General features: G+C 70.7%; 13 protein-coding genes and 1 riboswitch. Of the genes, 9 read left to right on the top strand and 4 right to left on the bottom strand.

The features are described 5' to 3' along the window. Positions 1-124 precede the first annotated feature (124 nt). The 6 genes from ACWEQG_RS13130 to ACWEQG_RS13105 all read left to right on the top strand — a co-directional run bounded on the left by ACWEQG_RS13130 (position 125) and on the right by ACWEQG_RS13105 (position 6,540). The gene (locus ACWEQG_RS13130; protein WP_452284375.1) at positions 125-1,480 is read left to right on the top strand and encodes an ABC transporter substrate-binding protein; all 1,356 of its coding nucleotides are present in this window, start codon (positions 125-127) and stop codon (positions 1,478-1,480) included. Between the two features lie 6 nt (positions 1,481-1,486). Then, positions 1,487-2,455, top strand: coding sequence for a carbohydrate ABC transporter permease (locus ACWEQG_RS13125; protein ID WP_452284373.1), 969 nt, complete (start codon positions 1,487-1,489; stop codon positions 2,453-2,455). After that, the gene (locus tag ACWEQG_RS13120; protein WP_452284372.1) at positions 2,452-3,276 is read left to right on the top strand and encodes a carbohydrate ABC transporter permease; all 825 of its coding nucleotides are present in this window, start codon (positions 2,452-2,454) and stop codon (positions 3,274-3,276) included. Before ACWEQG_RS13125 ends, ACWEQG_RS13120 begins: the two co-directional genes overlap by 4 nt. A 5-nt stretch (positions 3,277-3,281) precedes the next feature. Then, a complete protein-coding gene (locus ACWEQG_RS13115; protein WP_452284370.1) occupies positions 3,282-4,181 on the top strand; it encodes an ROK family protein in 900 nt (299 codons plus the stop codon). A gap of 176 nt (positions 4,182-4,357) precedes the next feature. Next, the gene (locus ACWEQG_RS13110) at positions 4,358-5,515 is read left to right on the top strand and encodes a glycoside hydrolase family 68 protein (protein WP_452284369.1); all 1,158 of its coding nucleotides are present in this window, start codon (positions 4,358-4,360) and stop codon (positions 5,513-5,515) included. Continuing rightward, entirely contained in the window at positions 5,512-6,540 is a 1,029-nt protein-coding gene (locus tag ACWEQG_RS13105; protein WP_452284367.1) for an alpha/beta hydrolase, read from the top strand. The genes ACWEQG_RS13110 and ACWEQG_RS13105 overlap by 4 nt, the downstream gene beginning before the upstream one ends. Positions 6,541-6,658: 118 nt before the next feature. Here the strand turns inward: ACWEQG_RS13105 and ACWEQG_RS13100 are convergent, their stop codons facing one another. The 3 genes from ACWEQG_RS13100 to ACWEQG_RS13090 all read right to left on the bottom strand — a co-directional run bounded on the left by ACWEQG_RS13100 (position 6,659) and on the right by ACWEQG_RS13090 (position 9,611). Next, positions 6,659-7,924: a cellulose binding domain-containing protein gene (locus ACWEQG_RS13100; protein ID WP_452284365.1), complete on the bottom strand. Its 1,266-nt coding sequence runs from the start codon at positions 7,922-7,924 to the stop codon at positions 6,659-6,661. A 659-nt stretch (positions 7,925-8,583) separates the two neighbouring features. Further along, the gene (locus ACWEQG_RS13095) at positions 8,584-9,219 is read right to left on the bottom strand and encodes a transcriptional regulator (RefSeq protein WP_452284363.1); all 636 of its coding nucleotides are present in this window, start codon (positions 9,217-9,219) and stop codon (positions 8,584-8,586) included. After that, positions 9,216-9,611 (bottom strand): DNA-binding protein, encoded by a 396-nt coding sequence (locus tag ACWEQG_RS13090; protein ID WP_452284361.1) that lies wholly within the window; start codon positions 9,609-9,611, stop codon positions 9,216-9,218. The genes ACWEQG_RS13095 and ACWEQG_RS13090 overlap by 4 nt, the downstream gene beginning before the upstream one ends. A 58-nt stretch (positions 9,612-9,669) precedes the next feature. Here ACWEQG_RS13090 and ACWEQG_RS13085 point away from each other — a divergent pair, with 58 nt between their 5' ends. From ACWEQG_RS13085 to ACWEQG_RS13075, 3 genes are all read left to right on the top strand, one after another. Further along, on the top strand, positions 9,670-10,938 hold the full coding sequence (locus ACWEQG_RS13085) for a PEP/pyruvate-binding domain-containing protein (RefSeq protein WP_452284359.1): 1,269 nt from the start codon (positions 9,670-9,672) through the stop codon (positions 10,936-10,938). A gap of 106 nt (positions 10,939-11,044) precedes the next feature. Continuing rightward, positions 11,045-11,659, top strand: coding sequence for a histidine phosphatase family protein (locus ACWEQG_RS13080; protein WP_452284357.1), 615 nt, complete (start codon positions 11,045-11,047; stop codon positions 11,657-11,659). 619 nt (positions 11,660-12,278) lie between these two features. Next, positions 12,279-13,757, top strand: a complete 1,479-nt coding sequence (locus ACWEQG_RS13075) for a non-reducing end alpha-L-arabinofuranosidase family hydrolase (protein ID WP_452284355.1) — start codon at positions 12,279-12,281, stop codon at positions 13,755-13,757. Positions 13,758-13,890: 133 nt separating this feature from the next. On the opposite strand, the gene ACWEQG_RS13070 is transcribed toward ACWEQG_RS13075, so the two are convergent. Next, entirely contained in the window at positions 13,891-14,226 is a 336-nt protein-coding gene (locus ACWEQG_RS13070) for a C40 family peptidase (protein ID WP_363463352.1), read from the bottom strand. A gap of 336 nt (positions 14,227-14,562) precedes the next feature. Continuing rightward, positions 14,563-14,722: riboswitch (cyclic di-AMP (ydaO/yuaA leader) on the bottom strand. Between the last annotated feature and the right edge of the window lie 76 nt (positions 14,723-14,798).

Here is a 14,798-nt window from a genome sequence, read left to right as displayed (position 1 = left end):
GTGGGGGTTGACACCCCGCGACACGTGTGATGAGACTATCGCACTGCTAATCCGATTTAGCAAACCTGAGTCCTGGGGCGTCCGGTGTGTGCCGGCGGGTCCCCGAGCAATCAAGGAGACGCAGATGTCGCGTCGAACTCGCTGGAACGGGGCCGCGCTCGCGGTCGTGATGGGAGGGACGCTGGCGGCGGGTTGCGGGGCGCCCGGCGGCGACGCCCCCCAGCCGGAGGCCACCAGCGCGTCCCTGGCGGCCGCGCCGGCCTGCGGCACGGCGCCGGTCACGCTCAACGCCTATATCGAGACCGGCTTCCCCCTGCCGAAGGAGCTCAGCACCGAGTTCTCCAAGCAGCATCCGAACGTGAAGTGGAACATCCGCGAGGACCAGTTCGCGGTGATCACGCAGAACGCGCCGCGCGTCCTCGCCGACGACCCGCCGGACCTGATGCGGCTCCCGCAGGTGTCGGAGCTGGTGAAGAACAACCTGCTGATGAACCTCGACGGCTACGCGAAGGCGTTCGGCTGGGACTCCTGGCCCGCCTCTCAGCTGGAGCAGATGCGCCTGGCCCCCGGCGGCAAGACCCGCGGTGAGGGGTCGCTGTACGCCATGGGGCTGAACTTCAGCATGACCGGGGTGTTCTACAACAAGAAGCTCGCCGACAAGATCGGCATGTCGGCCCCGCCGGCCACCCTGGCCGAACTGGACGACGCGCTCGCGAAGGCCAAGAGCGCGGGCATCACCCCGATCGCGCAGTTCAACGGCGGGGCCACCGGCGGTCTCGCCTTCCCGCTGCAGGACCTCATGGCCGCGTACGGTCCCTCGGGGCCGGTCAACGAGTGGATCTACCAGAAGCCGGGCGCCACGATCGACACCCCCTCCAACCTGCAGGCGACGCGGCACCTGGAGAAGTGGATCAAGGCCGGATACTTCTGGAAGGACGTCAACGCCGTCGACTACGCGACGATGATGAGCCGCTTCATCAAGGGCGAGGGCCTGTTCATGTTCAACGGCGACTGGGAGTCGGGGAACCTCGACAAGCAGATGCCGGGCGACGTGGGCTTCTTCCTGATGCCGCCGGCGCAGCAGGGTGGCAAGCAGGCCGCGATGTCGGCGCCCCTCACCTACGGGATCAGCTCCAGGGCGAAGAACGCCGACTGCGCGGCGTACTTCCTCAACTGGGTGGCGACCGACCCGAAGGCGCGTGAGATCGGCGTGAAGGTCGGCGGGTCGCACCCGATGGGGCCGGCGGACGCCCCCATGCCGGAGGTCGGTGAGGGCACGGTCACCGCGAGCACCCTGGCGGCAGGGGCGAAGATCGCCGAGGACAACGGCGCGATGGACTTCATCGCCAACGCCACCGGCGCGATCTACGCCAAGAGCTGGACGCCCCAGCTGCAGAAGCTGGTCGCCGGTCAGCAGACCCCCGAGGCGCTGCTGAAGTCGGTGCAGAGCGACTACACCAGCCAGGTCAAGGGGAGCTGAGCACCGATGACACGGCCGACTCCCGACAGCGAGGTCGCTCCCCCCGCGACCCGCCCCGGGCCGGCAGCCGTGACGAGGAAGGGGAGCCCCGCCCGCGCGGCGGGGCTCCGCACGCCGGGTTGGGTCGCCTGGCTGTTCGTGGCTCCGGCGCTCGTCGTCTACGCGGTCTTCGTGCTGCGCCCGATCGCGCTCACCGTCCAGTACTCGATGTACCGCTGGGACGGCATCGGCCCGTCCACCTGGGCCGGCCTGGGCAACTACGTCAGGGTGTTCACCGACCCCGACCTGTTCGCCTCCATCCTCAACGCGATCAAGCTGATCGTCTTCTTCAGCGTGATCCCGGTCGTGCTGGGTCTCGCGATCGCTTCGACGATCCGCCGGATCGCCGCGAGCCGGCTCGCGCTGGTGGCGCGGACGGTCCTGTTCCTGCCGCAGGTCATCCCGCTCGTCGCCGCCGGCATCGCCTGGAGCTGGCTGATGTCGTCGACCGGCCTGGTCAACCAGCTGCTCGCGTACGTCGGCCTCGACGGCGTGACCCGCGCCTGGCTGGGCGACTTCTCCACGGCCCTGCCGGCCGTCGGCGTTATCGGGGCGTGGGTGCTGCTCGGCCTGTGCACGATCCTTCTCCTGTCCGGCATGAGCAAGATCGATCCGGCGCTGTACGAGGCCGCGCGCATGGACGGAGCAGGGCCGCTGCGCGAGTTCGTCTCGATCACCGTGCCCAGCCTGCGGCAGGAGATCGGCGTCTGCGTCACGGTGACCGTGATCGCGGCGCTGGCCAGCTTCGACATCGTCTACGTGTCCACCCAGGGCGGACCGGGCAACGCGACGATGGTGCCCGGGCTGGAGATCTACTACCTGGCCTTCTCCGAGCGGCAGGTGGGCATGGCGTCCGCACTGGCCGTCGTGCTCATGGTGCTCGTCATCCTCGTCGCCCTCCCCATCCAGTGGCTCACCAAGGACAGGTCCTCATGATCGTCGGACGCCGGGAGACGTGGACCGGAAGGCTGCTGCTCGTCCTGCTGATGGCGGTCACGCTCATGCCGTTCGTCAGCCTGTTCGTCACCGCCCTGCACCCGTCCGGCAGCTACCCCTCGGGGCTGGAGTGGCCGCGCGATCCGCAGTGGGGCAACTTCGTCAAGGCGTTCGAGGCCGCGCGGATGATCGAGCTGGTGAAATCGAGCACGCTCATCGTGCTCGGCGTGGTTCCCCTCGCGCTGCTCCTCGGGACGCTGGCCGGCTTCGCCATCGGCCACCTGCGGATGGCGGGACGGAATCTGGTGTTCCTGCTGTTCGTGCTCGGGCTGACGCTGCCGTTCGAGGGCATCATCACGCCGCTGTACTACCAGGTGCGCGACATGGGACTGCTGAACACCAGGTGGGCCATCATCCTGCCGCTCATCGGGTTGTACATGCCGTTCGCGGTCTTCTGGATGCGGGCGCACTTCGTCAACATGCCCGACGAGCTGTCGGAGAGCGCGCGGATGGACGGCGCGAACGTGTGGCAGCTCTTCTGGCGCATCCACGTCCCGCTGGCCATGCCGGCGCTGTCGTCCCTGGCCATCCTGCTGTTCCTGTGGACCTGGAACCAGTTCCTCCTGGCGATCGTCCTCGTCGACGACCCGCTGAAACGGACGATGTCCGGGGCCCTGGGCGCCTTCCAGGGGCAGTGGGGGACCGACATGCCGCTGCTCTGCGCGGGGTCGCTGCTGATCCTGGCGCCCACGCTCGTGATCTTCCTGATCTTCCAGCGCCGCTTCGTCACGGCTCTGCTCCAGGGCTCCCTGAAGGGGTGACGCGCATGGACGGAGCCACCCGGGTGTACGGGGGAATCGAAGCGGGCGGGACGAAGTGGGTGTGCGCGGTCGCCGACGCCGGGGGAGACCTTCTCGCGACCGAAGTGATCCCCACGACCACGCCGGAGACGACGATCGGCGCGGCAGTGCGGTTCTTCGGTGACCACCGGCCGCTCGCCGCGCTCGGCGTCGGCACCTTCGGCCCGGTGGACGTGCGGCCGGGCTCGCCGACGTACGGCCGCATCCTGGCCACGCCCAAGCCGGGCTGGGCGAACGTCGACGTCGTCTCCCCTCTGCGCGCCGCGCTGGGTGTACCCGTCCGCCTGGACACGGACGTCAACGCCGCGGCGCTGGGGGAATGGCGGCGGGGAGCGGGCGCGGGGCTCGGCACGTTCGCGTACATGACCCTGGGCACCGGCATCGGCATGGGGGCGGTGGTGAACGACCGCCTCCTGCACGGAGCCCTGCATCCCGAGTTCGGCCACATCCGCATCCCCCACGACCCGGTCAGGGACCCGTTCGCGGGGAGCTGTCCCTTCCACGGCGACTGCCTCGAAGGGCTCGCGTCGGGCGAGGCGATGCGCCGGCGATGGGGACGCCCCGCGGAGCACCTGGACGACCACTCGGCCTGGGAACTCGAGGCCGAGTACGTCGCCCTCGCCGTCCTGAACCTGACCTACGCGCTGTCGCCCGAGCGGATCGTGGTGGGCGGCGGCGTCGCCAAGCACCCCGCACTGCTTCCGGCCGTCCGGGCGCGGCTGCTCACCCTCGCCGCCGGCTACCCGGGGGCGCCGGCGCCCGCCGGGCCCGCGGCCACGGACGAGTACGTCGTCGGCCCCTTCCTCGGCGACCGTTCGGGAGTGGCGGGAGCCGTGGAACTCGCACGCGCGGCAGGGCCGGCCTGAACCCAGCCCGTTTCCGCTGACGCTTTCTGTGACGCGCCGGGAAACGCCCGCGCGACTGAGTTGGAGGTTCTTGAAATGGCTCCATGGGGGCGGCGAGGCGGCACGCCCGGACCGGAGACCCGGTCCGGCGCGTACGAGGCCCTCGCCGGTGGACGGCGGCGCGACGGGGGGACCGCGTGAACGGCGAGCCCGCGCGCTGGACGCGGCGGCACCTCGCCGGGCCGATCGGCGATGCGGCGACGACGGCACCGGTCGTCGGCCTTCCGGCGCCGCGCGTGCTGCCGCACGACGACATCTGGGATCTGTGGCCGGTCCAGGAGGAGGACGGCTCGACGTCCGTGGTGGGGGGCCGCGAGTTGTGGATGGCGCTTTCCGCGCCCGCTGCCGGCCACCCCGAGGAGCGTCACGACCGCGCCCGCCTCCGGTTGCTCGCCCTGGACGGCGACGGCTGGACCGACCTCGGCCACGCCTTCGCCGACGGAGCCTCGCCGGGCAGCCGCGAATGGTCGGGATCGGCGGTCCGCAGGCCGGACGGCACGGTGTCGGTGTTCTACACGGCCGCGGGCCGGCGAGGGGAGGCCCGCCCGACGTTCGCCCAGACCGTCGTCGAGGCCCGCGCGCGGCTGGTGACCGATGACGGCCGGATCCTGCTGGACCAGGCCGCCGAGCACCGGGAGGTCCTCCGCTCGGACGGCGTGACGTATCTGCCGGCCGACGACATCGAGGGAGGACCCGGGCGGATCAGGGCCTTCCGCGATCCCGGCTGGTTCCGCGACCCCGCCGACGGGCGTGAGTACCTGCTCGTCGCCGCGTCCGTCGCGGCGTCCGCCGACGCGGACCACGCCTTCATGGGCGCGGTGGCCCTCGCCGCCGCGGAGCCGGGCGGCTGGTCGCTGCGGCCGCCCCTCCTCGTGGCCGACGGCGTCAACCACGAGATCGAACGGCCGCACATCGTGGTGCACCGGTCGTCGTACTACCTCTTCTTCTGCACGCATCGTCACTCGTTCCACCCGCCGGGAAGCGCGCCCACCGGGCTCTACGGCTTCGTCGCCCCCGGCCTCACCGGGCCGTACACGCCGCTCAACGGCTCGGGGCTCGTGCTGCGCAACCCCGCCGAGGAACCCGACCAGGCGTACGCGTGGCTGGTCCTGCCCGATTTGAAGGTCGTGAGCTTCCTCAACTACCGCTCCATCGAAGGGCAGGAGCCGTGGCAGGCCGGGCCCGCCGAGGCGAGGGACGCCTTCGGCGGGACGATCGCGCCGGTCCTCGAACTCACCCTGGACGGAGCCGCCACCACCGTGGTCGTTCCCGCGTCGGCGGGGGAACGTCGTTGAGCACGTCGCGCGGCGCGGCGGCGGGAGTGCTCGGAGCGGCCGCCGTCGCGGCCTCGGTGGTGGCCCCGGTGATGGCCTTGGTGGCCCGCCGGCACCACACGCTCTCGGCCGTCGCGCCGGAGCTGAGGACATCCGCTCTGAGGACACCGGCGCTGTGGCTCCCGCGCCCGATCACCGGCAAGCTGAGCCTGGCCCTCGCCCGCCGGCTCTCGGGCGGTACGACGCGCCCGGCCGAGGGGGTGGCGGTCACCCGGCACGCCGTCCCCGGCGGACAGGACGCCTTCGTGTACGAGTCGCCGGGCCGCCCGCGCCCCGGCGGGGCGTTGCTGTGGATCCACGGGGGCGGCACGATCCTCGGCCACCCGGAAAGCGACCACGAACTGTGCAGCCGCATCGCCCGCGACCTGGGGATCCTGGTGGTGAGCGCACGCTACCGGCTCGCTCCGGAGCACCCGTTCCCCGCCGGGTTCGACGACTGCTTCGCCGCGCTGCGCTGGCTGCACGACGCCGCCCCCGCGCTCGGCGCGGACGGCGCGCGCGTCGCCGTGGGCGGTGCGAGCGCCGGCGGGGGGCTGGCGGCCTCGGTCGTGCAGAAGGCGCACGATCAGGGGCTTCCGGTGGCGTTCCAGCTGCTCCTCTATCCCATGCTGGACGACCGTACGGCCCTGGTGCGCGACCATCGGGGACGCGGCAGGATCGGCTGGACGGCACGCTCCAACACGTACGCCTGGAGCTGCTATCTCGGCCGCGGGCCGCGCGTCGCCGAACCCCGCCCCTACGCCGCTGCGGGCCGCAGGGAGGATCCGCGTGGCCTGCCCCCCGCGTGGATCGGCGTCGGCGACCTCGACCTGTTTTATTCGGAGAACCTGCGCTACGCCGGACGGCTCGGGGCGGCCGGCGTGCCGGTCGACCTGGTCGTCGAGCCCGGCATGTACCACGGCGCCGACTTCGACCACGCGGACGTGCCGTCCATGCGCGCGTTCCGCCAGAGCATGCTCGACGCTCTGGCCGCCGCCGTGGGATGACGAGCGGCAGCTCCCCACGAGCCGATTGATCCGCGGCTTCACAAGGAGCGAACCCCGTATGCGGGGAGGGCCCGGGGGCGGCGTCCGATGGGGCGCCACCCCCGGTGATCCGTGCCGGTCAGGCGACGGTGCAGGGGCTGCCGTTCAGGGCGAACCCGGTGGGCTTGCCGGTGTTGCCGGTGTGGGTGGCCTGGAAGCCGATCTCGGTGGTGCTTCCGGGCGCCAGTGAGCCGTTGTAGCTGACGTTCTTCGCCGTGACCTGTCCGCTGGTGGGCGAGTAGGTGGCGTTCCATCCACCGGTGATGGTCTGCCCGCCAGGGAGGGTGAAGGTCAGAGACCAGCCGTTGACGGCGGAGGACCCGGTGTTGGTGATGGCGATCTGCTCGGTCAGGCCGTTGTTCCAGGCGTTGACGGTGGCGCTGACGCGGCAGGCGCCCGATCCGCCGGGCGACGGCGACGGCGACGGGGAAGGCGACACCGACGGGGACGCCGACGGGGACGCCGACGGGGACGGGGAGGGGGACGAACTGGACTGGAACTGGGTGAAGAACTTCCACACCTCAGCCGACGTCCAGGTCCTGGCGCCGCTGGTGGAGGTCGACCCGTCGTTCGGAGAGGGGGTGTGGTCTCCGTCGAACGCCGCCCACACGACCGGGTAGCCGGCCCGGCACCCCGAATAGGCGGTGATGATGTGCGTCAGGCTGCCCTGCGCGGGCTCCCGGGGGTTCGTGGGGGTGCAGCCGTTGTTCGCGACGAACCTGTCACGCAGCGACCGTCCCTGGGAGATGTTGAGCACCGAGTCATGGGTGCCGTGGATGCCCATGTACGCGACCGGCTGAGTGCCGCCGTTGCACCCGCTGAGTTGCGCGCCGGAGTAGACCGCGACCGCACGGAAGATCGTCGGCCGGGCACACGCGACCGCGAAGCTCATCGCGCCGCCGTAGCTCCACCCCATGGCGAAGCGCTGCGTCGTGTCGACGCACAGATTGTTCTCGACCAGCCTCAGCACGTCGTCGGTGAAGGTCAGGTCCTCACCGTTGGAGTTGCCCCAGCCGTTGTTGATGCCCTGGGGGGCGATGAAGATCGTGCTGTTGTTGGACAGTTGCTTGAGCCCGTAGTAGGCCCAGACGGATCCGTCCGATCCGCCCGAGTCGACGATCTGGGCCGTGCCGTTCAACCAGTGGTACGCGAAGATCAACCGGTAGGGGCGGTTGTTGTCGTAGTTGTCGGGAATCCGCAGGATCCAGCTGCGGTTCTTGCCGCTGGTCGTGATCGTCTGCGAGCCGCTCCTCAGCGTCGGAGTCTTGCCGCAGCCGGCGGTCGCCGCCGCGGCGGCGGCGGCCGAGGACGGCGCGGTCGCGCCGAGGCTGTCGCTCAGTGCCATGCGTCCCGTAGCCAGGACGAGAAGCGCGGCGGCCGCGACAGAGGCAAAAATGGATCTCTGTCTCAACTTCACACAACTCCCTTTGCCGTTCGAAAACCGACATGCGTCGGTAGGGAAGTCATCGTTTTTCCTTCACCCGGTGGAGCGTCCGCAGCCGGTATTCGCGCGCCGGCCGCGTGGCTTCCCCGAGCGGATTCGAACGCTGAGTGAGCCCACCGTCAGTCGATCCGGAGCGGCGCGGCGACCGATCGCCGTCGGCCTGCGCGTGTTCGCCCCTTTCCTGCCGCAGAAGAGCAGGACGAGGTCAGATGCCCGTTAGCGTCAGCATGGCGCCTGCCGTGTTCTCTCCTCGGCGGTCCTGATGCAGGACTTCGCTGCCGTGGAGACGGCAGAATGTTATCGCTAACAATGACGGGGGCGGGATGTGCTCCTCTCTGCCGGCCGACTGGAGGTGGTGGTGGTGCGGAGCAAATATGAAAGTCAGGAATTGTGTCAAGGACGTCGCCTGTCCCCCGAGACGACCGTCCATTCCTTCGGTTTTGACCAGGGAGGAACCGCCGCCGCCGTCGGCGCCGGGGTGAAATTTTCATCGTCGGCGTCTGCGGCCCCGAAGGCCCGGCTGCCGGGCGGCCTGATAGCGCGGGGGCCGGGATGGCGGGTCAGGGGTGCGCGTGCCGGTCGAGGCCGAGCGTGGCGATGAGGTCTTCGTGCAGCTCGAACCAGACACGATGGCAGGAGTCCACGTCGGTGCGGTCGACCCAGGCGACCTCGCCGGCCCGGGCGCGCGCCAGGGCTGTGGTGAATCGCGTGTCATATCCGCGGAACCGCGTGAGGACGCGACCGAGCCGGTCGGCGAGTGGCGTGAGCGCCCGGTCGACACAGGCGAGCTCGTGGAGGACCCCGGCGTCCCAGGCGGGATCGGAGTGGTCGTTGACGGCGAGCCGATCGCCGGCGGTGGGCCGGAGTTGCCAGTCGGTGCAGGCCTGGAGCAGGAGGGCGTTCAGCGGGAGGAACTCGCGGTAGACGTCTCGGACCTCGTCGGCGGCGCCGGTGCGTGCGAGCTCGGCCGCGAGCAGGCGCTCGTTCTCGGTCCGGCCCGATTCGGTCAGCGACCAGCCTCCGGTGCCGGCGAAGGCGGTGTGCTCGACCCAGCCGAGGGCCTCGGCGTCGAGCAGCAGTTCTTTCGTCTCGGCCGTGTCGAGCCCGTACCGACGGGCGATCACCGGGGTGTCCGCGAACCCGGTGACGCGCACGGCGTGCAGGACCAGGAGGCCGGGCGGAGAGTCACACGTCACGAGTCGGCGTCCTGTCGTGAGGTAAGCCGGGTGTAGTGCTGCTGGCACGCCTGCGGGGAGTTGAACCCCATCGCGTGCGCCATCTGCGCCCAGGTCAGGCCCGCGCTGCGGGCGATGAACAGCAGGGCGGATTCGAGCCCTTCGACCTCGGCCCGTGCGGCGGGCAGGAGGGCGAGCGCGCTCAGGATGTCGGCCGGGTCCAGATCGGCGTTGCGCCAGACGGCGAACTGCACGAGATCGACCGCCGACGGCGGGACGGGCGCAGGCCGCCACGGACGGGCGTCTAGCGCATCCGCGCCCAGGTCCAGAAGACGGTCACGCGCCTCCTGCTCGCGCTGGGCCCGGACGTGGTCCGCGTGCGTGCCGCGACCGACGTCGTCCTTGCGTTCCATGCGTCTCAGACTGCACAATCAACGAATTGTTGTCAATTTAATGTTGAAGGGCTGAGCGGTGATCGTTCCCCTCACGGAGGCTGTCGCCGATACCTGCGGGGGCAAGGCCGGCGCACTCGGCGCGTTGCACCGCGCGGGTCTGCCGGTTCCCGACGGTTTCGTCGTCCCGTTCGCCGCCTACCTCGCCGCCGTCCGCGACCTGGACCTCGGGCGGCTCGACGGCGAGGCGGACGACGACGACGCCGACGCCGACGCGGTCGACGCTGTGCGGCAGGCGATCGGGGCCCGCCCGATCCACGCGGCCGTCGCCGACGCGCTGGGACGGGCGCTCGGCGAGCTCGGAGATCCGCCCGTGGCGGTTCGATCATCGGCGGCGGGGGAGGACACCGGTCAGGCATCGGCCGCCGGTCAGCACGAGAGCTTCCTCGCCGTGCGCGGAGTCGGCGAGGTCGCCGCCGCCGTACGCGCCTGCTGGGCGTCGCTGTTCTCCTCGCGTGCCACCGCCTACCGTGCCGCCTCCGGCCGCCACGACCGGCGATCCGGCGATCTTCTGATGGCCGTCATCGTCCAACGCCATGTGGACGCCGAGGCGTCCGGCGTCATGTTCACACCCGCGGACCGGAGCGACGCGACCCGGATCGAGGCGTCCTGGGGCCTCGGCCCCAGCATCGTCGAGGGCAGGGTCACCCCGGACACCTACCGTGTCGCCGGGGACGGGTCGGTCACCCGCACCGTAGCGGACAAACAGAGCCGCCTCGACCGGCGCGGCGCGCGGCTCGTCATCCACGACGTGCCCACAGCCATCCGGAACCAGCCGGCGATCGACGACGCGACCGCCGTACGGCTGGCCGAGTTGGGCGAACGGGCCGCCGCCGTCCTCGGTGGACCGCAGGATGTCGAATGGGCGATCGCCGGCGGCCGCACGTGGGTTCTGCAAGCGCGGCCGGTCACCGCCGCGCTCCCACCACCGGCATCGCCTTCCGGCGCTCCGGACACTCCGGCCGCTACGTTCTACGGAACGCCGGGCAGCCACGGGACCGTGACCGGCACCGCGAGGATCGTCCGTGGTCCCGTCGACTTCGCGCGCGTGCGCCCGGGCGACATCCTCGTCTGCCCCTTCACCGACCCTGCGTGGACCCCACTGCTGCGCATCGCCGCCGGCGTCGTCACCGAGACCGGAGGCGTGCTCTCCCACGCCGCGATCGTCGCTCGAGAGCACGCCATTCCCGCCGTCCTCGGTCTCCCGAACGCGACGAGCGACCTCCGGGACGGCACCGTCGTCACCATCGACGGCACCACCGGCACGGTCACGGCAATGGGCGACTGACCTCCTGGCCCGGGCGGTGCGGAGCTCCGGCTCGGCATCCCGCCGTTCCACCCCACGTCGAAAGGAGATGGGGAAGGGTCCGCAGGGACTCCCGCCCCGGCTACGCATGGCGACTCGACGCCTCTACCTGGCCCGTCACGGTGCGGCCGACGCGTTCGGGAACCTCACCGACATCGGACGCCGGCAGGCGGCCCTGCTGGGCGAACGGCTCGCCGGCGTGCCGGTCGACGCCGTGTGGCACTCGCCGCTGCCACGCGCCGTCGAGAGCGCGCGGGAACTCGCCCGTCACCTGCCGGAGGTGCCGGTGGCCGAGGCCGCCGAACTCGTCGACCACGTGCCCTACGTCCCGGGCGCGGCCGAAACGCCTCCGTCCTGGGCCGGCTTCTTCGACGGCTACGACGACACCGAGGCGGCCTCGGGCCGCAGACTCGCCGAGGCCCTGGTCGCCCGGTTCGCGAAGGTCCCCGGCACCACCGCGGAGGGAACCCGGCACGACACACGCGAGGTGCTGGTGACGCACGCCTACCAGATCGCGTGGCTGGTGCGGCACGCGCTGGACGCGCCGCCGTCCCGGTGGCTCGGGTTGAACAGCGCCAACACCGCACTGACGGTCATCGACTACCGCGACGGCCTGCCGCCCACGCTCGTGATGTTCAATGACATGAGCCACCTCCCGCCCGGCCTGCGCTGGACCGGGTTCCCCGAAGGCGTCAGGCCGTGAACCGGGCTCCCGGCCGCTCGCCGGGGAGCGCGGCAATCGGTGATGCGGCAGGCCGCCGCCCACGTCGGCGCGTACTCGGTTGAAAGTTTCATCACGTGCCGGATCGCATGCGGTGCGGGCCGGGCCCGTAATGCCAGCTGAGTGCGTTCCAGGAGCGCGAGGCGCCGCCGAAGCTCCCGGTCGGCTCTTGACGGACCCCGGCGGGTCCTAGTTTGCTCCGCCATTATCACCGGCAACGAGACCTATGGACGCGGCTCTCCGCGTCGTGAATTGTGAGCGCTAACACGCGCCGGCCACGGAAAGGAGGGTCTCCATGATCGGAGGCGGTCCGCGGCCGCGCGCCACCCCGGCGGCATCCGGACGTGGCCGGCGGGGGGCAGAGTCGCGTCCTTGACGCGGTGCCTCGCCCGGTCGTATCCGCGCCGCTGCACCATCACCGACGAGTAGCCGAGGGAGAGGAACCCGGGATTGCGCAAGATGTTAGCGCTAACAGATCCGTGGTCGCCCTTGGCCCTTCCATCGCGGACGGTACCTGTCCGCCACCGTGCAATCGCTGCGGTTTTTCCTGGCGTGGCCTGCTTCGCCACGCTTTCACCCCCCGAAGGAGGAGAACGAAACAATGGATTCACCCCCCATTCGTATGACGAGCGGCCGGCGTCGTTCGCCGGTCGGTGTCGGCGTACGCCTCGTGGCGGTGCTGGCCGCGTTGGTGGCGGCCACCGCGACGTGGGCGGTGCCGGCGTCGGCGGCGCCCGCACCCCTGGTGAGCGCTGCGTCGGGGCGTTGCCTGGACGTGGCGGGCAACACCGACGCGCTGGGCACCGCTCTGCAGATCTACGACTGCAACGGGCAGGCGAACCAGGGCTTCGAGTTCACCTCCGCCGGTGAGCTGCGGACCTTCAACGGCACCCGGTGCGTGGACGCCTACAACATGGGCACGACGAACGGCACCAAGGTCGTGATCTGGTCCTGCAACGGCCAGAACAACCAGAAGTGGCGCCAGAACTCCGACGGCACCATCGTGGGCGTCGCGTCCGGGCTGTGCCTGGACGTCGTCGGCGCCGGCACCGCCAACGGCAGCCAGGTCCAGCTCTACAGCTGCTGGGGCGGCGACAACCAGAAGTGGAGCATCCGCGGAGGCGGCGGCCCGAGCTCGTCACCGTCCCCGACGGTGACGCCGACCGGCGGCACGTGCGACCTCCCGTCGACGTACCGCTGGAGCTCCACGGGCTCGCTGGCGAACCCGAAGTCCGGGTGGGTTTCGCTCAAGGACTTCACCAACGTCGTCTACAACGGCAAGCACCTGGTCTACGCGACGACGCACAACACGGGCACGAGCTGGGGTTCGATGAACTTCGGCCTGTTCACCAACTGGTCCGACATGGCCTCGGCCAGCCAGAACACGATGCCCTTCTCGGCCGTCGCGCCCACGCTGTTCTACTTCGCTCCGAAGAACATCTGGGTGCTGGCCTACCAGTGGGGCGGAACCGCCTTCTCCTACCGGACCTCCAGCGACCCCAGCAACGTGAACAGCTGGTCCGCGCAGCAGACGCTGTCCACGGCGAGCATCACCGGCTCCGGCACCGGCCCCATCGACCAGACCCTCATCGGTGACGGCCAGAACATGTACCTGTTCTTCGCCGGCGACAACGGCAAGATCTACCGGCAGAGCATGCCCATCGGGAACTTCCCGAGCAGCTTCGGCTCCAACTACACCACGATCATGAGCGACACGACGAACAACCTGTTCGAGGGCGTCGAGGTCTACAAGCTCCAGGGCCTGAACAAGTACCTGATGCTGGTCGAGTCGATCGGCTCGCAGGGCCGTTACTTCCGCTCGTACACGGCGACCAGCCTGGGTGGTTCGTGGACCCCGCAGGCCACCAGCGAGAGCAACCCCTTCGCGGGCAAGGCCAACAGCGGCGCCACCTGGACCAACGACATCAGCCACGGTGACCTGGTCCGCAACAACCCCGACCAGACCAAGACCGTCGACGCCTGCAACCTGCAGCTGCTCTACCAGGGTCGTAGCCCCAGCTCCGGCGGCGACTACGGCCTCCTGCCCTACCGGCCGGGCGTGCTGACGCTGCAGCGCTGATGATGTGACGCAGGATTCATGAGACCTCCGGTCGGTGTCGCCCGACCGGAGGTTTCCTGGTTCCGAGGGCGCGGGCGCGCGCGGGGTTCCCGGCCCGCGCCGACGCAGGCCGGGAACCCCGCGCGCCCCGGTGTCAGACCCCCGGACGTACGGCGGTGAGGAAGCTGCTCCTCCAGTAGCCCTTGAGGCTGTCGATGCGGACCACCGCGCCGCTGTGGGGGGCGTTGATCACCTTCTTGTGCCCGATGTACATGCCCACGTGGCCGCCGCCGCTGGTGAAGACGAGGTCGCCGGGCTTGAGGTGGGCCAGGCGGACCTTCTTCTTGGCGGCGTTGAGCATGGACCACGTCGTGCGCGGGAGCTTGATCCCGGCCTTGCGCCAGGCGAACTGGACCAGCCCGGAGCAGTCGAACGCCCGCGGGCCTGTGGCGCCCCACACGTAGGGGTCGCCGAGCTGCTTCTTCGCCACCTTGATGGCGCGCTCGGCCTTCTCCTGCTGGAGAGCGGACTTGCTGAGCTTCTTGGCCGCGGCGGCGTCCGGGGTGGCCCCGGCGGCGGCCGCCGCCGGGGTCGCCGCCGTGGTCGGGATCGGGGTCGGGGTCGTGGGCGCCGGGGTGGCTCCCGTCGCGGGGGGCTGGGGCGGGATGAGCGTCGAGGCGGGCTGTGGTGCCGTGACCGTCCCCGGTGCGGCGGCCGCGGGCAGCGCGCCGAACGCCGCTACAGAGGCGGTGAGCGCGACGCCACCGATCGTGACGCGGGCGATGCGGGACAGGGTGGCGGGGTTGGTAGACAGGGGGTCTCTCCTAGAGTCTTCCGCTTGCGCCTACCGGGTTAGCTGACGGATTCGGGCAGGGAAGTCGCCCTACGGCGCTCGGCGCGCCGATTCACCCCGGACCTTCGTGCGAAGGTCGACTGGTTCCCCGGCTCCGTGCTTCCTTGCCGCACGGATTCGGCGTCACCGGCGCCCTGGGGGGCGGAGAGGACATGACGACGGTGACAGTGGATTTTCGTTTTCAAGCACGGCGGTGCCGGTTCCGCGAC

The organism is Microbispora sp. NPDC004025, from assembly GCF_053604425.1.
Note: the sequence above shows the minus strand (reverse complement) of the source record. Positions and strands in the feature narration are given on the sequence as shown.